General features: G+C 39.9%; 18 protein-coding genes and 1 tRNA gene. 10 read left to right on the top strand and 9 right to left on the bottom strand.

All coding sequences use genetic code 11. The features are described 5' to 3' along the window. The first annotated feature begins 26 nt into the window (after positions 1 to 26). From ychF to AC2SLL_RS10840, 4 genes are all read left to right on the top strand, one after another. Positions 27 to 1,118 carry a redox-regulated ATPase YchF gene (ychF, locus tag AC2SLL_RS10855; RefSeq protein WP_486531708.1) on the top strand — a complete coding sequence of 364 codons (1,092 nt, stop codon included), beginning with the start codon at positions 27 to 29 and terminating at the stop codon, positions 1,116 to 1,118. Positions 1,119 to 1,270: 152 nt separating this feature from the next. Beyond that, positions 1,271 to 1,822: a hypothetical protein gene (locus AC2SLL_RS10850; protein WP_486531707.1), complete on the top strand. Its 552-nt coding sequence runs from the start codon at positions 1,271 to 1,273 to the stop codon at positions 1,820 to 1,822. Between the two features lie 195 nt (positions 1,823 to 2,017). Further along, positions 2,018 to 3,520, top strand: coding sequence for a deoxyguanosinetriphosphate triphosphohydrolase (locus AC2SLL_RS10845; protein ID WP_486531706.1), 1,503 nt, complete (start codon positions 2,018 to 2,020; stop codon positions 3,518 to 3,520). Positions 3,521 to 3,755: 235 nt separating this feature from the next. Further along, the gene (locus AC2SLL_RS10840) at positions 3,756 to 4,451 is read left to right on the top strand and encodes a TetR family transcriptional regulator (protein ID WP_486531705.1); all 696 of its coding nucleotides are present in this window, start codon (positions 3,756 to 3,758) and stop codon (positions 4,449 to 4,451) included. Between the two features lie 103 nt (positions 4,452 to 4,554). On the opposite strand, the gene gspK is transcribed toward AC2SLL_RS10840, so the two are convergent. The 8 genes from gspK to tsaA all read right to left on the bottom strand — a co-directional run bounded on the left by gspK (position 4,555) and on the right by tsaA (position 13,166). Beyond that, entirely contained in the window at positions 4,555 to 5,742 is a 1,188-nt protein-coding gene (gene gspK / locus AC2SLL_RS10835; RefSeq protein ID WP_486531704.1) for a type II secretion system minor pseudopilin GspK, read from the bottom strand. Positions 5,743 to 5,838: 96 nt separating this feature from the next. Continuing rightward, positions 5,839 to 6,666 (bottom strand): type II secretion system minor pseudopilin GspJ, encoded by an 828-nt coding sequence (gene gspJ / locus AC2SLL_RS10830; RefSeq protein WP_486531703.1) that lies wholly within the window; start codon positions 6,664 to 6,666, stop codon positions 5,839 to 5,841. After that, a complete protein-coding gene (gene gspI / locus AC2SLL_RS10825; RefSeq protein WP_486531738.1) occupies positions 6,656 to 7,153 on the bottom strand; it encodes a type II secretion system minor pseudopilin GspI in 498 nt (165 codons plus the stop codon). Before gspI ends, gspJ begins: the two co-directional genes overlap by 11 nt. Positions 7,154 to 7,478: 325 nt before the next feature. Further along, positions 7,479 to 8,216: a prepilin-type N-terminal cleavage/methylation domain-containing protein gene (locus AC2SLL_RS10820; RefSeq protein ID WP_486531702.1), complete on the bottom strand. Its 738-nt coding sequence runs from the start codon at positions 8,214 to 8,216 to the stop codon at positions 7,479 to 7,481. A gap of 114 nt (positions 8,217 to 8,330) precedes the next feature. Next, entirely contained in the window at positions 8,331 to 9,017 is a 687-nt protein-coding gene (locus AC2SLL_RS10815; RefSeq protein WP_486531701.1) for a TetR/AcrR family transcriptional regulator, read from the bottom strand. A gap of 132 nt (positions 9,018 to 9,149) precedes the next feature. Further along, the gene (locus AC2SLL_RS10810) at positions 9,150 to 9,950 is read right to left on the bottom strand and encodes a TatD family hydrolase (RefSeq protein WP_486531700.1); all 801 of its coding nucleotides are present in this window, start codon (positions 9,948 to 9,950) and stop codon (positions 9,150 to 9,152) included. 268 nt (positions 9,951 to 10,218) lie between these two features. Then, the gene (gene tfpB, locus AC2SLL_RS10805; RefSeq protein WP_486531699.1) at positions 10,219 to 12,054 is read right to left on the bottom strand and encodes a type IV pilus assembly ATPase TfpB; all 1,836 of its coding nucleotides are present in this window, start codon (positions 12,052 to 12,054) and stop codon (positions 10,219 to 10,221) included. Between the two features lie 242 nt (positions 12,055 to 12,296). Then, positions 12,297 to 13,166 (bottom strand): tRNA (N6-threonylcarbamoyladenosine(37)-N6)-methyltransferase TrmO, encoded by an 870-nt coding sequence (gene tsaA / locus AC2SLL_RS10800; RefSeq protein WP_486531737.1) that lies wholly within the window; start codon positions 13,164 to 13,166, stop codon positions 12,297 to 12,299. Between the two features lie 242 nt (positions 13,167 to 13,408). Between tsaA and AC2SLL_RS10795 the strand changes: the two genes are divergently transcribed. The 6 genes from AC2SLL_RS10795 (at position 13,409) to queA (ending at position 19,360) form a co-directional block, all read left to right on the top strand. Beyond that, a complete protein-coding gene (locus AC2SLL_RS10795) occupies positions 13,409 to 13,849 on the top strand; it encodes a DUF805 domain-containing protein (RefSeq protein WP_486531698.1) in 441 nt (146 codons plus the stop codon). Between the two features lie 440 nt (positions 13,850 to 14,289). Then, positions 14,290 to 15,063, top strand: a complete 774-nt coding sequence (locus tag AC2SLL_RS10790) for a ferredoxin--NADP reductase (protein WP_486531697.1) — start codon at positions 14,290 to 14,292, stop codon at positions 15,061 to 15,063. Positions 15,064 to 15,244: 181 nt separating this feature from the next. Further along, positions 15,245 to 15,331, top strand: a tRNA-Leu gene (locus AC2SLL_RS10785). A gap of 447 nt (positions 15,332 to 15,778) precedes the next feature. Then, entirely contained in the window at positions 15,779 to 16,309 is a 531-nt protein-coding gene (locus tag AC2SLL_RS10780; protein WP_486531696.1) for a PepSY domain-containing protein, read from the top strand. Between the two features lie 538 nt (positions 16,310 to 16,847). Then, on the top strand, positions 16,848 to 17,969 hold the full coding sequence (dinB, locus tag AC2SLL_RS10775) for a DNA polymerase IV (RefSeq protein WP_486531695.1): 1,122 nt from the start codon (positions 16,848 to 16,850) through the stop codon (positions 17,967 to 17,969). A 227-nt stretch (positions 17,970 to 18,196) separates the two neighbouring features. Beyond that, positions 18,197 to 19,360, top strand: coding sequence for a tRNA preQ1(34) S-adenosylmethionine ribosyltransferase-isomerase QueA (gene queA / locus AC2SLL_RS10770; RefSeq protein ID WP_486531694.1), 1,164 nt, complete (start codon positions 18,197 to 18,199; stop codon positions 19,358 to 19,360). Positions 19,361 to 19,437: 77 nt separating this feature from the next. Here the strand turns inward: queA and AC2SLL_RS10765 are convergent, their stop codons facing one another. Continuing rightward, a complete protein-coding gene (locus AC2SLL_RS10765; protein WP_486531693.1) occupies positions 19,438 to 20,040 on the bottom strand; it encodes a hemerythrin domain-containing protein in 603 nt (200 codons plus the stop codon). Between the last annotated feature and the right edge of the window lie 508 nt (positions 20,041 to 20,548).

The raw sequence follows: 20,548 nt of genomic DNA, 5'->3' as shown, positions 1-20,548 counted from the left end.
AACATATTATTTAAGAGAGAGACAACATGGGCTTTAATTGCGGCATCGTCGGCCTACCTAATGTGGGGAAATCAACCCTATTTAATGCACTCACTAAAGCGGGGATTGCTGCCGAAAACTTTCCGTTTTGTACAAAAGATCCAAACGTGGGTATCGTGCCAGTGCCCGACCCTCGTCTAAATAAATTGGCTGAGATCGTTCAACCTGAAAGGGTAATGCCAACGACTATGGAGTTTGTAGATATTGCCGGTTTAGTGGCAGGCGCATCGCAAGGCGAAGGGATGGGTAACCAATTTTTAGCTAATATTCGGGAAACAGACGCCATTGCCCATGTGGTTCGCTGCTTTGATGATGACAACGTTGTACACGTTGACGGTCGAGTTAGCCCAATTGATGATATTGAAACCATTAATACTGAGCTTGCATTAGCGGATTTAGAAGCGGTTGAACGCGCCATCTTTAACTTATCCAAAAAAGCCAAAGGTAATGATAAAGACGCTAAGGCTGCTTTAGATGTCTTTAATAAAATCGAGCCTTTTTTAGCAGAAGGTAAAGCAGCTCGTGCAGCAAACCTTGATGAAGATGAAAAAAAGCTCATCAAAAGCTATGGTCTAATTACTTTAAAGCCGACCATGTATATTGCCAATGTTAGTGAAGATGGCTTTGAAAACAATCCATATCTCGATGCTGTTCGCGACTATGCTAAAGCTGATGATGCCATAGTTTTGCCTCTTTGCAATCAGATTGAAGCAGAGATTGCCCAGCTCGACGACGACGACAAAAAAGACTTCTTAGATGATATGGGGATGGAAGAAGCCGGTTTAGATCAAGTGATCAGACTTGGTTATAAGTTACTCGACATGCAAACTTACTTTACCGCTGGGGTAAAAGAGGTGCGCGCGTGGACAGTCAAGGTGGGGGCTACTGCACCAGAAGCTGCTGGGGTTATTCATACGGACTTCGAACGTGGCTTTATTCGCGCTGAAGTTATCGCTTATGAAGATTTTATAGAATATAACGGCGAAAAGGGGGCTGCGGCAGCGGGTAAATCTCGCCTAGAAGGTAAAACATATATCGTGCAAGACGGCGATGTGATGCACTTTAGATTTAATGTATAGCTGTGACGTACACTTCTAACATTTTATAAAGCCATTTTTTATAAAGCTCATGTTAAGCAATAAGAAGCTAAATAACATGGGCTTTATTTTATGATTGAATTGTTATATTATAACATACCTTTAATATACTCTTTTTAACTCGGAATTACCGTATGATTAAATCCACACAAATAGTCTATTCAATGCGCACTGCTTTATTAGGTACAGCACTGACGATGGCTTTAATAGGATGCCAACCCACAACACCTACTGAGAGTAATGAGCAGGAGAGTCATGAACTTAGTGAGCATCATGAGCACGAACATCATGAAGATGAAGAACATATGCATGATGAGCACGATCATCACGCTCATGATGAACACCTTGATGACAGCCATGATCATGCAGGTCATCATCATGATGATAATCGCATTAAGTTTAAGTGCGAGCCTGAATTGGAGATCGCTGCGTTTTATCATAACGACAGTACGCCAAAAACAGCACACCTTTTAATAGAGGGTATTGAATATGACTTATCCGCAATAGATACCGATTCAACACAAAATACTTTTGTCAGCGAAATTGGTCTTGATGATGGTCATGGTTTAGTTTGGCAGATAGATAATGACACTGCTCTTTTATCAGCAGTTCCTGTTGCCCAAGCTACTGGAAACATTACCTTAGACAGCAAAGAGATCTTACATAAGTGTCATAAGGCATCTTAATCTTATGTCTTATAGTTTGTCATTAGTTCATTTATGATGCCTATCTGTCAGATAGGCGTTGTTAAAAAACTCATACTCCTATTGAGTAAACCCCTGCGTTAACAAAATGTGTTAATAGGCTGGTTGCCAGTTTTCTGTTATGCTAATCAACATAAATACTATAAAGATAATAGAAACAGTTCAATTTGGTGCCTTATGACTCAACCCAGCCTCTATTTAAATAATAAAATCAATGAGCTCAATCCAGCCACGCTGCCATCCAATAAACACTGGTCATATCTATTAACCGACCGCCGCTTGGGTAATATTAGCAAAGATAGATCGCATGAGAAATCTCGTACACCCTTTCATAAGGACTATGATCGGCTTATATTTTCACAGTCATTCCGCCAGTTAAACCAAAAAACTCAAGTGCATCCACTAACCAAGCAAATGGGAATTCATACCCGTCTTACCCATTCACTTGAGGTCTCTTGTATTGGACGTTCACTGGGTATGATGGCAGCTGAAAGGCTACAAGAAAAATTATCCGATGGCCTACCGCGTGGTGTCACTATTGGGGATGTTGGGGTCATTGTACAAGCTGCTTGCCTTGCCCATGACATAGGTAACCCACCGTTTGGTCATGCTGGTGAATATGCCATACGTGATTGGTTCAATCATCCCAACCAGAATCAATATCTAGCACTGATGGCTCCTGAACAACGCCTAGATTTACAAGGCTACGAAGGCAATGCCCAAGGTTTTAGAATCATAACTCGCAATGAGCACCACCCTGATCGAGGTGGTATGCGCCTTACCTGTGCAACACTTGGGGCGTTTATGAAGTACCCTTGGTTGGCGGCTCATAGTAATACTATTGAATCTACTCATCAGCACTTAGCCCAGCGTATAACAACCGAGGATAGGTCATATCTAACAAAAGCACCTATAAGCACCCTATCAGTAAAAAAGTACGGGTGCTTTAGTAACGATGCCAACCTACTAGATAAGTTGGCAAGTCAGCTGAAACTACCTTACTCTCCGAGTCATGAAGGCTATGCTAGACACCCCTTAGCCTATTTATTAGAAGCCGCAGACGATATTTGCTATGCATTAATTGATTTAGAAGATGGTATTCATCTAAATATGCTGGAATATCGAGATGTCGAACCCTTGATGCTCGAGTTAATCGGCAACCGCGGCGCACCACCAGAAGTGACCCGAGGCGCACCTATTTCCCAAAAATTAGCGGCCTTACGGGGTCGTGCAATGATGCGATTAGTGGATAAAGTGACCCAAGCTTTCGTAACACATGCTGACACTATGTTAGCAGGAGAGCTGCAAGGCAGTCTATTTGATCATTGTGAACCCAGCGTTAAGGATGGTATTTCGCAAGCCAAAAAAATGGCGTCACAGCAAATTTTTGCACATCCTAGCAAAATTCGTATGGAGCTCATGGCTAATCGTTGCCTACAGACCTTACTTGATGCCTTTATGCCCTTAGCATTGATCCCTCTTAACAATCAGCCACCACACTTTGAGCAAAAACACTTGATACAATTGCTTAATCAGCATATGCATACCTTGCACCGTGAGCTTAATAACGACGTCTATGATAATGCTTTAAATATATTAGACTACATCACAGGTATGAATGATCATGAAGCCTATAAACTTGCTCAAGATTTAAATGGAATTGGTGGCGGAGTATGGTAACCTATCTACTTTTTTTTAAAATACATAGGCGAGCCTACGTTTAGTTTTCGCTTTTTTACCAACATTAAAAAATGAGCTAATACCTATAACTAATATCTATAATAGGTGTAACGCCGAGAATATGCGCTTGATTTATTCTACACTTTCATCGATATCCAGTGCATTGATATCTAATGGGGTGTCATATTCAAACATCTGAATAAAAAATATCTGACTAAATAAAGATGAAACTTCTATGAGCACGACAATGAATACCCGTGAACAGAAAAAACAAAAAACCCGTGAAGCTTTTTTTGATGCGGTACTTGATTTATGTATGATGGGTCAATCCTTTGCCTCCATCAGCTTACGCCAAGTTAGCCGAGAAGTTGGGGTCGTTCCAACTGCCTTTTATCGTCATTTCGATGACATGGAAGTACTAGGTAGATGCTTAGTTGAGGAAGAGCTAGGTGAAGCTTTATCTACTCTGCGTACTGGGTTACATATGGGGCGTACCCGTAGCTATGACCGCCAGATAGCAACCAGTATTCAACTGTTTTTTGCTTCAATAGACGAGCATCCCCGCTACTGGCATTTTTTAGTCAGTGAACGTTTTGGTGGCTCTGAAGCAGTACGCAATGCCATTAAAGCTCAAGTGTCTCTATTTGCACAAATCATGGGAGCAGACCTGGGATTACAACCTGCCTTTCAACACATTAACGATCATGACCGACGTCTTTTAGCGGAAGCAGGACTAAACTTATTCTTAAACTGGATAATTGACTGGTTAGACTTAACTTATTCGCAAACACACGATGAAGATATTGATGTCAATGCGCTAGAAGCTAAAAAACAAGAGATGTTAACTAAATGTGCTAGGCAGGCGCAAATGTTATTTTATGGGGCTGAAAACTGGCGCTCAACAGAAGAAACTCGCTTTAAAGATGAATAAGGCAATCTTCAATAGCTTTACAGCGTTGCGTTAGCATTAGAGAGTTGATAAAAGAATGAAGCCATTTTGACAAAGATAGGATGTTTTTCACAAAAAGCACAACTTAAAATACGGGATGGTAGGTTAATAGTCTAGTGCCAAATACGCCAATTCTCAATTTACTATTGTCTGCAATATCTGGCTCCTTCTGCTTACTATCTTCTACTTTAGCCTCCTCTCCACCTGCTTGTGAGTCCTGTTGCACGCTCTGATTTAAGTCTAGCTTGCTAATGGTAGTCGTCGCATAACGATGTTTTTGTGAACGTTGGTTGTTATCATTCCCCTTGTTTTTGCCCGTGTCTTCGACCGCAACATCAATTAACACTTTAAATGCACGACTCCTAACATCCAACATAGGCTTCACCTTATCTAACTCTTCTTTAGACATACTTGACCAAGGCTGCTTTTCTAATGCCTCCTCAATGTTTGTCGCAGGGGTTACTTGAATTTGCTTGTGGAATTCATCTAGCGCTTCTAACTGAGCTTCTTTAAACAAGGCACTTAATAGCAGAGGGCTAGCGGTATTAACATTAATTGGTAAATAATAAGGAACAGCGGTAATATAAGGCTGTAACTTTTTAAATTTTTCTGAATTAAAACCACGAACAGACATAATTTCTTCTGTACTTATAAACGGCTGATTGCTGATAGTGGCAAGGGTGCTTGTTATTTGCCCCCCTAAACCGCTTGATGAAACATTACTTCCAGCCAGTCCCCCTATATTTTTATAGGCGTCTAACTCTGCCCCTCCTTCTGCTGAGGTTTCAAAGTCTGGATCTTGCCAGTCAACAACGGCATAAGCTAACTCAGGCTCTAGGCCGAGTTGTACTAACAGACGCTTAAATATGTCAACTGCCACCACATCCACACTACCGTTATGATAAAGATTATTAAGGTTAAACCGCCCTGCCGCGTCTTGGATATGTAGGGTTATATTATGCTGACCATAAGCGGTGGTGGGCAAAGGCTGAGCCCAAGCATCCAATAAGCTATCATTCATATTTACTTTGCTATCTGCAGCAATCAAAGCAGCTGCCAAACTCTCCCCTGCTCTGACATCCTGCAATATCTGATCTTGTGTTTTTAATAAGTCATATTGACGAATTGATATTCTTTGACTGGCGACCATAGACCCTGCCACAACCGTTATAGCCACTACCAAAAGCAATATGGTTAATAACGCGACGCCTTGCTGGCTTTGCCTAGTAGGGCCATATTTGCCGGTCTGAATTTGGGGCGATTTAATAAGCATAAACTTTTACTACGCAATTAAATATGACAGTTTGCGAACGTTTTTGGGCATATTGAAATAAATTTGAGCTGAAGGTGTCAATCATGGTGTTAAAAACTACTGATTATTTGATTTTATAGGATCGGTAGAGGCTGGTGCTTTACTTAGGACATAGACCCAATGTATTGGTGCGTCAACATTGCCTATTGTTGTGCTAAAGCTCACACTAACACCCTTAGGAAGGGTAGGTGAGCTTTCTATTTTAGCCTCTCTTTGAGTCTCATTATTGGCATCATTTTTTTTGGGATTAACAACTTGCGGATTACCACTCATTTTATCAGTATGGGGATATTGACTCGCCGGCTGTGGTAATAGGACTTGAAATTGACCAGCACTGGCACCTGGTAAAATAATACTTTTTAGCGGCTGTTCACTACTTAGATTAGAGCCTCTATTAAGATGACTATCCATGTTATCAATGCCACTATATAAATTCCGATAACGCTCACGTACTAAATTGCCATCGCTAAAACTATAAACCACACGTTCTAGAATTGCCGACTGCACATAACGAGGATCTGGGTCAGCAAAGCGTATAAAACTTAACCTATTGTCTTGTAAAGTGAAGCCGTTGATAGCGGAGGCTTGAGAATCTCCAGTCATGCCAATAGCATTATCCGTCATGGTAGTACCAAGCGGTGTATTGACCAACTGATACGCCACCACCTGTGTCATATCTCTTTGCATTTGCTGGTAGGCATACTGTAGATCCGTCAATACATCTGCCTGCATTTGTGCCCGCTCTTTACTGCGGCTAATACTGTCAAAAACCTGCCAGCCTGCGACAGCCAATATCGCAAATATTGCCATTGCTACCATGAGCTCTAAAAGGGTAAACCCCTTTTGAGCTCGATCAAAACCCCTACCTTTTACTCTAATTATCATCACTCAGCCCACTTTTTGGCAGTGCAGTCTCATTAAGTCCTATTACCTCAGGGTTACTCAGTAATATGGTCAAATCGGTCACTGAGTGTTGCACCTTATTAGTTTCACTATCTAGTGGTGCAACTTGGATCAGAACAGGTCTAACTATATTTTGCAATGTACTATATGGGCTAGCAACTCCCTTCCCGATCACTTCAGAGTTTGGCTGGGGTGTCAGAGTAACTTGCCACTGTCTACCTTGTTCTGTCACTGTGGACTGCTGAGGTGTTTGCAGCCATTGCGGATTTATTTGTAATTGAGCGGCTGCATTTTGTGCCACAAAATGTGCCAATGTACGTGTTTTGAGGTTATCAACAGAGCGCAGATATGTGCCACTGGCTTGACTGGCAACCACAGCAACCATTGCTAAAATAGCCAGTGCCACCATTACCTCTATTAACGTAAAGCCACTTTGCTGTTTTAAGTCATATTTTACATTTAGAGGCATCACATTTATTGCCTTATTAGTTATTACCTTATTAGTTATTACCTTATTAGTTATTGTCTTATTAATAATTACCGCAGCATTAAAATAGGAGCTGTATCACTATATAATTAGACATGTTGAACTTTCACAAAGATGAACTTTCACAAAGATGAACTTTCACAAGCAGAACTTTCACAAATAGGCACTGCCATAATTCGATATATAACATGCTCTAAATATAGTAGAACCACTCTTTAGGTGTTACAGCATGAAGCTCTATAAGCCTGCCACTGTAGTACTTACGCCAACTTGCCTTGTAGCGGTTTAGAAGTCTGCTGACGATAGCTTATTCGCCTATGCTAAGTCTGCCATCTGGTAATAAAGTAATGGCATCGCCAATCAACCGATCGTTGTACCTCATCTCAATTGTTACAGGCGCCGCCTCTCCAGTGCCAAACCATAACGCTTGCGGTACCTCACTTCCCATAAACCAAGGCTGTAATGGTTGGTTAGATTCGCTACTGTTTTGATTGGCCAGACCTGAAGAAGACACGTCTAATCTCGTGATATCAATAGACACTTCGGGAGGTAGCTCAGGTAATGAGATATCTTCAGCAACTTGCCAAGTTGGGAGTGGTTGTTTAGTCACACCTGACGACATTGCAGATAATTCCATGCTATTTTTTGGTGTTGCGTCGCCACTTAAGCCGCCTGAAGTACGCATATTATTTTCAGAATCAAAGGTAGCATAAGCGTTATCTAATTTCACAATAACAGGGTGTGCCTGTCCTTGATTATCTGCCTGAAGAACCAATCCCATTGGCTGCATTCGCTCAGCAGACAATAACCTAACATATTCTAAGCTATCAATCATATGCTCATAAAATGCACGGTTTTTACGAGATTCAGTGCTCCCAACGGACAATGTCATCATGCCTGCAAAAATAGATAATATAACCACAACCACCATCATTTCAATTAAGGTAAACCCTTTTTGATTTGATTGTTGACTTGATTGCCGATTCGGCTTTCGAATTGATTCTGATATGGGTTGTATTAGATTAGAGTTAATCACAGTTTTCACATCATGTACCTTTGCACTTATTGACTGTCTATATAAATATTATATAAACAGTGGAAAAGCACTTGTGAGGCGATAGAAATGGGTCGGTTTATAGGCAATTAACCAAGACGATAACTAAGACGACTGTTCACTTAACTCGCGATGTGCGGTGGTTTCTGAGTCTAGCTGTTGCACAAAATCTGCTTTATCACTATCTTCTTCATTACGGCTAGGATATTGTTTGGGTAGATCAAGGATTTGCTGAATTAAAGCAAGGCGAAGGGTGTCACGGCGGCCGAGGTAACGCTGGTAAAAACTAGAGTTTAAAAGGCTAGCTCCCCCTTGACCAATTGCCCAAATAGTTGACAGATAATCTCGAGTAGTCAGCCCGCTATTTTGACTGTTTAAGTAGTCACTAATGATATCTATCAAACGTTTCATCCGTGCCCGTCTAACGTCATATAACTCGCCAAACATACGGTTCAAACCTGTCGCCGATGCTGCTAATCGCTCTTCTATCTGGTTAAATAGCAATGCTTTTTGAGGATTTAATAGCTGCTGTAAAATCATACGGGAAACACCAGCAGCAGCACAGTCGTCAACTTTGTTTATTTCAAATAACTGCTGTTCATAGCGAATAATGATACGAAGATACAACTCATCTTTACTAGAAAAGTGTTTGTATAAGGTACCTTTAGCTAGGTCCAGTTGATCAGCAAGGCTGTCAAGGGTAATATCGCCACTGCCCGCCTCCAATAGGAGTTGTTCAGCAGTAGCTAAGATATTTTCTTCACGTATTTTAAATTGTTGCTGCCTGCTCATGCAATCTCCTAGATCTTAATGCCCTTTAAAACGAATCTGACAATTATTGGTTTTAAAAAAATTAAGTGAATGTCATACCACCTACTAGACAAGGGTATGACTGCTGGGTCATACGTACATAGAATACCTATTTTATGAAACTTGTGCTAGTAATTCTTCAAAGTTTTTTGTGGTCAGTAACCCCACCTCTTCAACATCCATTTTAAATAAATCTGCTAAGCAACTAGCAACGTACGGCACATAAGCAGGCTCGTTAGGTTTTCCTCGATTAGGCATTGGCGCAAGATAAGGGCTATCTGTTTCGATAAGCAGTCTGTCCTTCGGTACCTTAAGCGCCACATCACGCAGGGTTTGAGCATTCTTAAAGCTCACAATACCAGAGAATGAGATGTAGAAACCCAAATCAAGTGCTTTTTTAGCCGTTTCCCAATCTTCAGTAAAACAGTGGATAATGCCATGCTCTGCTTTTTCAGACTTTAAAATATCAATGGTATCTTTCTTTGCATCACGTGTATGAACGATAAGTGGTTTTTTAAGATTTTGACTGGCATGAATGTGCCTAGCAAGGCTAGCTTGCTGCTCTTTGATATTCTCATCACTCCAATAATAATCTAATCCAGTCTCGCCAATTGCCCAAACATGCGCTTGATTTGCCATCTCAACAATGCGCTCCACTGTCGCAGATTTTAACGTCTCTATATCCTCACAAGGATGAATACCCACGCTCATACCAAGATTCAACGTATCTTTACCATCAGTATTGTCATAAGCAGTAATGATCTCATAAATCTCGTCGTACTCTTTAAAGTCACACATGATTGCCATGGCGCGGCTTACCTTTGCATCAATCATGGCCGTAATCGCACCCTCAATTTGACCTTCATATTTGTCCAAATTAAGACGATTTAAATGGCAGTGGCTATCTGTAAACATAGGAACTCTTTTTTATGCAGTTAACTTAAAATGCGGTTATCTTAAATTGTTAATGAACAACTACCTTATCAATAGGACTTAAACAAGATAGCTGAATAAACATAGCTCAATAAACATAGCTCAATAAACATTGTTAATTAGCAAGATAATGAGTAGATAACTTAATAATCGGTACTATTAAGTAAAAAATCAAGGAAGTAAAAATAAAGGAAACAAAAATAAAAGTGCTATAGCTGACCAACTTTATAAATAATTAAAAACTTTGTAACTAATTCAAAGGAACAACTCGCATGACTTCCTCCATCGTCGTAACACCTTCTAATATTCGCTTTGCGCCAGCTAATCTTAATGGCTGTACACCCTCTTTATAAGCCTGATTTTTAATATCACTTAACTTGGCATCATCTGCGACTAACTTCTTCAGTTCATGACTCATTGGCATCATTTCGTACAGACCAACACGACCTTGATACCCTGTGTTTCGACACTGCTCACAGCCTACAGCATGATAAAACCTTGAGGGCATTTCTGCCTTCCAAGGGCTTACCAGCTCACGCCATTGAATCGCAAGTTCACTATTTTCATCGGCTACATGACTGGTTTTGCAATGATGGCAGAGCGTTCTTACCAAGCGCTGTGCCACCACGCCTAAGATAGTTGCTGAGGTTAAAAAAGGCTGTACACCTAAATCATGCAAACGTGTCAGCGCACTTGGGGCATCGTTGGTATGGAGGGTTGAAAGTACTAAATGGCCGGTAAGAGAAGCTTGAACCGCCATATTTGCTGTTTCATGGTCACGAATTTCTCCAACCATAATAATGTCAGGATCTTGACGCATTAGAGATCGAATACCATCAGCAAAATGCAGATCAATTCCTGTGTTTATTTGCATTTGATTAAATGCCGGTTCTATCATCTCAATAGGGTCTTCAATAGTACACACATTGACTTGCTCGGTTGCGAGTTGTTTCAGCGTGCTATATAACGTCGTGGTTTTACCCGACCCTGTGGGGCCAGTGACTAGGATAATACCATTAGGACTGGCCGTTAATATCTCCCATGTCTCTAACTGTTTACCTAATAACCCTAATTGAGCAAAACTACGAACCAATACTTCGGGATCAAACACCCTCATGACTAACTTCTCGCCAAAGGCGGTCGGTAGAGTGGATAGTCTAAGTTCAGTCTCTATGCCTTGTGGTGTTCGCGTTTTTAATCGCCCATCTTGAGGCTTGCGTTTTTCAGCGACATTCAAGCGGCCCAAAATTTTAATACGTGCTGTTACTGCAGTCATAATTACGGCTGGCATCTTATAAACTGTATGTAACACACCATCAATACGAAAGCGCACTTTGCCTATATCACGTCTCGGTTCCAAATGAATATCACTCGCACGTTGCTCAAAGGCATATTGCAATAACCAATCAACTACTTTAACAATGTGTTGATCATTTGCATCAGGATTTGTATTGGTGCTATCTCCTAATTGTAGTAGCGCCTCTACATTAGAGATATTGGAAGCAGTTCGCTTATTGGCATCGTTGGCACCAGCAATAGCATGCGTCACATGATAAAACTCTTGACGAAAACGATTAATCTGAGCGGGACTCACATAAACTGTACGACATGTTTTGGGTTTTAAAATATGAGCAATATTCTTGTGCCAGTCAGTATAAAAAGGTTGATCAGTCCCTATGACAACTTCTCCTGACTTTCCATTAACGCTTTCTTCAGAGTGCTCTAATACCTCTATAGGTAAAATATGCTGACTGCGGGCGTATTCATATGACATAATTTTGGTCACACTTGGCACATCAATCTTTAAGGGATCAATACGCACTAATGGCATATTTGCTTTAGCAGCAAGCCATCTATCAAGCCAAGGTAAATCAAGATTATTCGGTTTATTTATAGAGCCCTCTAAATTGTTGGGTAAAGAAAACTCAGCAATCACTTGTAATGGGTGTCTGCCCTTTTTACCCTGTTTAAAACGACTACTGGTCATCACAAGATTGTAACTGCGTTGATCAATAACCCCATCTGCCAGAAGCTCGTCTAAACACCAGCGTAAATCAACTGTCAATGAAAAATTAGGAATGGGCATATAGGCAACTTTATTAAGTTAAGAGGTTGATGTTGGTATTTACTAATTTTTTTACTCTTCTTTTTAATTCTGCTTTTCAATATGAATCGCATAACCGGTTTTTAACGATTCGGTTAGATAAATTAATTGAGATTTGAAAATCCAGTCTAGAATAACGTTTAACATTCCTAATGCACTGTCTTCATTCAATAAAACAAGATGACAGTATTAAATATTAGCTCAAATCCATCAGGTGAACCCTGTTAACGTGATGCTTCTGTCAACTCATTCAACTCACAAATCGCTAAAATCAGCATTAGCTCATTACCGTTTGCATCATAATCCATTTTAAAGTGAACATCGACGTTTTTATACCGCATTACATACACGCGCTCAGTATCGTTTTGCTTATAAGCAGGACGTGGATCTTGAGAGATGAGCTGACAAATCATCTTCATATCAAACGGCAAAAGCTGAGACGTATATTTAGAGTCGCTTTGCAAAATGCTATCATTAAGATTGTTTTTAATGCTGGAACTATGCTTGTTGCTGTCTTCTTGCAGAATTTTTGCAGTTAACGCCTCAAACTGTGCTTGGGCCATGTCGCTAATTTGTACCCATTTATTGATCGGCTTATCTGCCGCAAACCCACTAACAGGATTAGCTATTATATCGCTATAAGCCACGTAGGGTTTGATATCAATAATGGGCGTACCATCCACCATATCAGCGCCACTGATATATAGAATAACGCTGCCATTAATTAATTCTACCTTAATGAGTCTTACCACAGAAAGCCCTAGACTGGAGGGTCGATACGTACTGCGAGTCGCAAATACCCCCAGCTTATCATTGCCTCCTAGACGTGGCGGACGAACACAAGGCTTAAAGCTGTTTTGTTCTCTATTATGGTGCGTCTGCCAAGTAATCCACAGATGACTAAAACCTTCAATCCCGATAAATGCCTCAGGCGTATCGTAGGGGGCATACATTTTAATACAGCTCGGTACAGCGACCAAATTTGACTGTCGCGGTATACCAAACTTTTGGGATAACGGCGAGAGATGAATACCGATAACAGGGCTATAAACACCTGCCTCAACTCTCTCTTCTTCCATGCTATCTTCTCCCATATTACTTTTTTCGCTATCTACTACAATGCTACTTATAGTAGGATTGGCGGCAGTTTTTGACATTATTGCTCGCTTTGGTAGGGTAATCTATGTTCTCATTAAGCATAAATTATATTGTGGTCTGTATGATAGGTTGACAACATTAATGTGCAAGAATACGCAAGTTACATAGTATAATTTATATCCAAATATATATAATGTCATATTAATCATAAACTTATTAAGTGTGAGAGATAAACCCTATGAATCATAACCCTCAGACTCCACCACCACTAAACCCTGCTTTTAACGCTGCAACCGAAAAATGGGCAACAGAAGAGCGTTACTCAATATTTGATTGGTTTAAAAAAGCGTTGAGAAACTTTACAAATTTTAGCGGTCGTGCTCGCCGTAAAGAGTATTGGTACTTTACCTTAGTCGCCACTTGTTTTGTATTGGCGGCTGCAGTTGTTGATACTATTTTTGATATGGACGAAGTTAGCGTCAGTATTATTAGTATTATCTTTGCCATTCCCAGCATTGCAGTAACCATTAGACGTTTGCATGATATTAATAAATCTGGATGGTGGTATTTAATATCGATTATACCTTTAATTGGTAGCCTTATAATTTTATTCTGGACGTGTCAAGATACGCACCCAAACACCAATCAATGGGGCCTGCCTGCACGTAGGTTGGACTAATAGTAGGTTGGACTTATAAATGCAGATCAGACTCATAGAGAAGCAAAGCTATATCACTCTAAATTAGATAAATTTTAGCTATATTCATTAACACCTTTAATGCTAATGAATATAGTAAGAGCTTCTTTTTTACTATGGGTAAATTATTTAATGATTACTTGCTTATGGTTTCTTTATCAAAAGTTATTCCATTTTATTATGATATTGACACTCCTTTTTTATTCTTATAGGGGTTATTATAAGTAATAATTTGTTATCAAATGCAATATTGATATTAAGAATACTTATCATTCTCATTATGCTGCTCTATCTCCACTCTAAGGTATAGCGTATTATTGAGTACAACTTATTAAAATTGTTAATATATATTTTAAAGTTATTGAAGTACTTAATCGCTAATTCATGATTCGACTTTGCGATCATTATTTATTGAGGCCTACATGTCTAAATTTTTAACCGAAACAGTTACCTATGTACACCACTGGAACGACTCGTTATTCACTATTAAAACCACTCGTCATGCTGGTTTGCGCTTTAGGAATGGCGAGTTTGCCATGATTGGTATCATGGTAGATGGTCGTCCGTTAAGCCGTGCTTATTCTATCGCCAGTGCCAATTATGAAGATTATTTAGAGTTCTTTTCGATTAAGGTACAAGATGGACCACTAACCTCGCGATTACAACACATTCAAGTGGGTGATGAATTATTAATTAGTAAAAAACCAACAGGCACGTTAGTTATTGATGACCTATTGCCAGGTAAACACTTATACATGCTTGCAACAGGCACAGGGCTTGCTCCTTTTTTATCCTTAGCTCGTGACCCAGAGGTCTATGAGCGGTTTGATAAGATCATCTTATGTCATGGGGTGCGCCGAGTTAGTGACTTAGCATACCGTGAGCTGTTTGAAGAAACCTTACCAAACGATGAAATATTTGGCGAATGGTTCCGTGAAAAGTTTATCTACTATCCTACAGTGACACGTGAGGATTTTCGTAACACGGGCCGTATTACCGACTTGATGAAGTCTGGTAAATTGTATGAAGATATCGGCTTACCGGTAATGAATCCTAAAGATGATAGAGTCATGATATGCGGTAGCATGCCATTTAATGATGATGTTTCTAAGATTTTAGAGGGATATGGCTTAACGGTATCACCACGTATGGGCGAACCAGCCGATTATGTGGTTGAACGTGCTTTTGTCGGTTGAGGCTTATAAGTTAAGGTAGCAGTTTGTCAAAATTGCTTGACCGAATCTAATAAGTTGTTATAATACGCCTCCTACACCGTTTCATGATTTATAGCTCATATTCTATAGTCCCTTGTTTTATAGTTTGATGACTTATTAGTGTCCTGATTTGTTCTAATGTAAGCAGGTACTAACCCTACATGCCAGTGTGGTGGAATTGGTAGACACGACGGATTCAAAATCCGTTGCCTTTAAAAGCGTGTCGGTTCGAGTCCGACCACTGGTACCAATATTTAAAACCCTTACAGAATATACTCTGTAAGGGTTTTTTATTGTGAGACACTAATATCATATTAACTATTGGTCCCATCGATATTGATCACTTGCCATGCATTTTGATAATTTTGACGTAAGATACAAGCTTTAATTCAGGTGCTTCGTTAACGATAAAGAGATATCTTTTAGTCCTTCTGGTCTCATGGTTACACTCTTATCAGATTGTTAACAAAAATGCTGGTAAAACATACTTTATCATTTATAGTTACTTGTATAGATACTTGCTAATATCAAAGCTTACTGATATTAAAAAAAGCCTAATTACTACTAAGCTCTGAATGTGTTTAACCTCTCCTAAATTCTGATTACTGAAACAAAGATGGCTAATATTCCAGATTTACATTTGCACTAGCCAAGCTTTTCCCTCATTACAATTGATTATCTATAGAGGAGCCTAATTATGAAATTCTTAACGGTACTTGCTAGCTCAATCTTTTTAATGTCTATCTTGGCAACGCCAAGCTTAGCAGCGTCTACCACATCTAAAGTAAATGATGCCCAAGGCGTATCAAAAAGTAGCAAAATTACGCTTGCCGAAGCTATTAATATTGCTAGGAAAAGTGCTAAAGGCTACCTTAACAGTGTTGACTTTGACGATGATGCGGCTAAATATGAGATACAGTTCTTATCTAACTACACAAGCTATGAGGTCAAAATTAACGCTCTTACCGGTAAGGTGCTTGGTGTTGATAAAGATAAGTTAGATAAGGAAGACATTCGACAATATAATGCTTTAAAAAATACCAAAATTAATCTTTATAAGGCTATAGACATTGCTGCTCGAAGTTTAAGTGGGGATGTTATTGAGGCAGAGTTCGATGTTATTAAGACAACCCCCGTCTATAAAATTAAAGTAGTTAAAACCGCACGTGAGTATGTCGCTTTATTGAACGCTAATACAGGTGAAGTAATTAGTAGCCAGCGGGACTAATTACCAATCTGATCAGTTGCTTCATGAGCAACTTCATTACCAAGTTAACGGGTCAACCGGCTTATTAGTTAACTACTATCAACTATCCGTTAATATACGGCCTTAGGATTCTAAGCTGATAACTAAGGCCTTTATAATGAACCATCTATAATTGCAGCCTTGTCAGTAAGGCTTTTTTAATAAGGTGCCCTAGGCATTGAATGGGGTTTTAGTGAGTCGAGTATAGATAAACTTACCCTGTTGATAAGACTTTATAGATATGTCATATTAACTTTTTTATAACCTTTATCACATAAGCTTTCTTATCATATAAGCTTATTTATCTGGTTAAAAACATATAACCTATAGGATAAATTCTTATACGATATAGGTCGTAATTTCACTACCCAAATTTAGCACTATCTTATGTTACGATAATGTATTTAAGGACAAAATGCATCACTATAAATATTGTTAAATGTAATGAATATCGAAGTTCTTAACACAGTATTACTACATAGAATTGGCGTTATTTCTGCTAAGTATTTATGATGTTTATATGACCGAATCAACCTCTTCACATCGTCTCTCACTCCCCAATGTTCCGTTTCAACCACAGCGTAAAATTATCCATCTTGATATGGACGCCTTTTTTGCCAGTGTTGAGCAGCGGGACTTTCCCGAACTTAGAGGCAAACCTTTAGTAGTAGGAGGTGACCCGAATGGTCGTGGGGTGGTTGCAGCGGCAAGTTATGAGATACGTAAGTTTGGCGTACGTTCTGCGATGTCCTGCTATGAGGCTAAAAAACGCTGCCCAGAAGCCGTTTTTGTGCGCCCAAGATTTGAAGTATATCGAAGTGTTAGTCAGCAGATTAGAGCAATAATGCTGAGTCTCACTGACTTGGTTGAGCCATTATCACTTGATGAAGCCTATCTTGATGTCACTGGCATAAAATCACATCATGGATCAGCTACGTTAATGGCAAACTGGTTACGGTCGCAGATATTTGAGCAAACCCAGCTCACAGCATCCGCCGGCATTTCATTTAATAAAATGCTCGCCAAAATTGCCTCTGATATTAATAAACCCAATGGTATCGCTGTCATTACACCCGAGCAAGCAGAGAACTTTATTAACGCATTGCCTATCGAGCGTTTTCATGGAATAGGGAGGGCAACCGCAAAACGATTGCATGATGTGGGCATACATAATGGGGCTGATTTAAAAGCAGCGTCAGTAGAAACCTTAGTGCAAAAATTTGGCAAACGAGGCAGATTCTATTCTGAGATTGCTCATGGTCAAGATTCTCGCCCTGTCAAAGCTGAACGTAAGCACAAATCTGTGGGTTCAGAAACCACGTTTCGTGACAATATTAGTGACACAACTACCTTACTTGAACAGATATTTGCACAAAATGCCGATGCTTTCGCTCAACTGAGTAAAAAAGGACGCTGTGGCCATACCATTACTTTAAAAATTAAATATTCCGATTTCCAACAGATTACCCGTTCGCATACCCTGCACACTCCTTTCCCAACTGCCGAATCTGCTCATTATTGGTTAGCAAAACTGCTGGATGATGTGCCCCGTCATCTACCTATCCGCTTAGTTGGCGTCACTTATTCGAATCTGACCGCCCTTGATGATATTAAAACCCAACCGGATTTGTTTGGATTGTAGCCTTCCAACACACTCTTACTCTCCAAAGCCCCATACTGGAATTAATTTAAGCTCTATGTTTAAGTAGCTCTATAGTAAAGTAATATTAAAAGTTAAAAGCTTGGAAACTGAGCAGCATTCACTCAAACCTCCCTCAAAAACCTACCAATTCTGTTAAACTAGCGCTGATCCATTACCGCAAACTTAACCTAATTTTGACTAGATTCAACCGTATTTATAGACCGCTTATGACCCAGACAAATGACCAATCCAATGATCAAAACTCTAAACAGAGCTCCGTCCAACATAAAACCTTCCTCAGTGTTAACGACTACGATTACACCCTACCAGATGAGTTAATTGCTCGTTACCCGCTTGATCAGCGCAGTGCCTCTCGATTGTTGTACCTACCTGCCAATCCCTTACCCCACTTTGAGGTTCAAGACAAACAATTTGCACAGTTACCAGACTTATTGAATGCAGGTGACTTGATTGTCTTTAATGATACCAAAGTAATGAAGGCACGATTGTTTGGTCAAAAGGATACTGGGGGTAAGGTAGAGGTTCTGGTCGAGCGTTTAACCGATGAAGATGACTATACAAAAAATGACGAAGGTCACGTTTTTAAAAATGTCGCGTTATGTCATGTGCGAGCAAGTAAAGCCCCTAAACTTGGGCAAATCTTACGACTGGCTGATGGTCACATCGAATGTCAGATGATTGGTCGTCATGAGAATTTATTTATCTTAAGTTTTAAAAACTCGATTTTAGCGGACTTAGAGCGATACGGCGAATTACCCATTCCGCCCTACTTCGAGCGTCATGCAGATGAAACGGATAACGTGCGCTATCAAACTGTATTTCATGACCCCGCCAAGCTTGCAAGTGTCGCCGCACCAACTGCCAGTCTGCACTTTGACGATGCGGTATTGACTGGGCTTGCAGACAAAGGTATCAATACCGCCTTTGTTACGCTACATGTGGGAGCCGGTACTTTTGCGCCTGTTAAAACTGATAATCTACTCAATCATACCATGCACAGTGAATATGCCAATCTACCTCAGGATACCGCGGACTTAATAAACCAAACCCATAAAAATGGCCATAAAGTTATCGCCATTGGCACGACGGTTACTCGAGTACTAGAGACTGCTTATCAAAAAACAGCCACCTTTAACGGACAAATCTCAGCGTGGGCGGGAGACACCGATATCTTTATCTACCCTGGCTTCAAATTTGGCGTTATTGATAGCCTACTGACTAACTTTCATCTGCCAAAATCCACTCTGCTCATGCTGGTTTCTGCCTTTGCAGGTAAGCACAATATCGAGCAAGCCTATCAACACGCTATCGAACAACAATACCGATTTTTTAGTTACGGTGATGCCATGCTTTTAGAAAAGCTAAACTAAATTTATCCAAACATAAAAAGCCCCGCACAGTGCAGGGCTTTTATAGAAAAGAATTATTCATACCATATATGGAGTCATTAACCCTCTCTTAAGGCTAGTATAGGCACAACTAAATCCTCTTCATCTGTTAGATGCTGTGATAAAAAATCAGTGCCGTCTATTAAGTTTTGATGCAAGCGATCAGCCAGTGCTTTGTCTTCAACCTTAGCTTTAACCAGCTCATCGTTCAAACCTTGTAACTCATCGAGCAGGGCGTTTAACCGCACATGATCTCGTTCCAGTATTTCAAAACCTGTTTTTAATTGCGGATAACTGCTCACAAACTCAGGGAAAAAACCATGATCTTCAACACTATGGTGTTGGTGTAATTTCAGCACATGAATGCCAATTCGTTCTAAAATCTGTGGACGGTAGTTGTCCCAATTCAATGCTCCCATTAAATACTCTTCACTGAGCTGCCTTAATATACGCTGTCGCTTACGAATATTAGTATGCACATTGAGCCACCCCGACGTTTTATAGGCGTAGTCAGAGGAGTACCACTGATTGGGCGGCAGTTTCTCATACAAAAACAGCCAATCAGAATCCAAACGGCTCTGCGGATGACGGGGTGTCACTGTAGTTTTAAGATCATCGCCTTTAGCCTTATTTCCATTAGAGTTTTTTTTGGTACTCTCCATCTTACTCTCCTTACAAAGCTTGTCATTCTTTTGGCTAAGCTATCTTATATAAGCTATCTTATGTCTAGTCACAGCATTATGCGTTAGACGAGGTATAGTAGGGCTTCTCGTTAAATATCGGTTTTAATCTTAGTATTCCAATATGAGTATTAGCTTTACTATGAGTATTACTATTTAAGGAAATTTTTCATAAAAATAATTCAAATCCAGTTAGATATTTAAACTAAACTAAACCTGATTATCTAACTATGTAGAATTTATATAGGGTCAATATATTGAAACTCAATCCCAGTATACACTCCTGACAAATCTTAACTAAGATACCTAACCTAAGTTATAAGTCCTGCTACAAAGTGATAGTGAGTAGAAGAAGAAGGAAGAAAATATAGAAAAACCCCCACAGATCGCTGTAAGGGCTTTAATATTATGAATAAATAAAGACTGGTAACCGTAGCTAATAGTTACCATCTATTTCTTGCTATATGTCAACACGCCCTAGAAGAAAAGG

Source organism: Psychrobacter sp. CX97 (assembly GCF_057396285.1).
The sequence above is the reverse complement of the archived record's forward strand: the minus strand, read 5'-3'. Positions and strand labels throughout refer to the sequence as shown.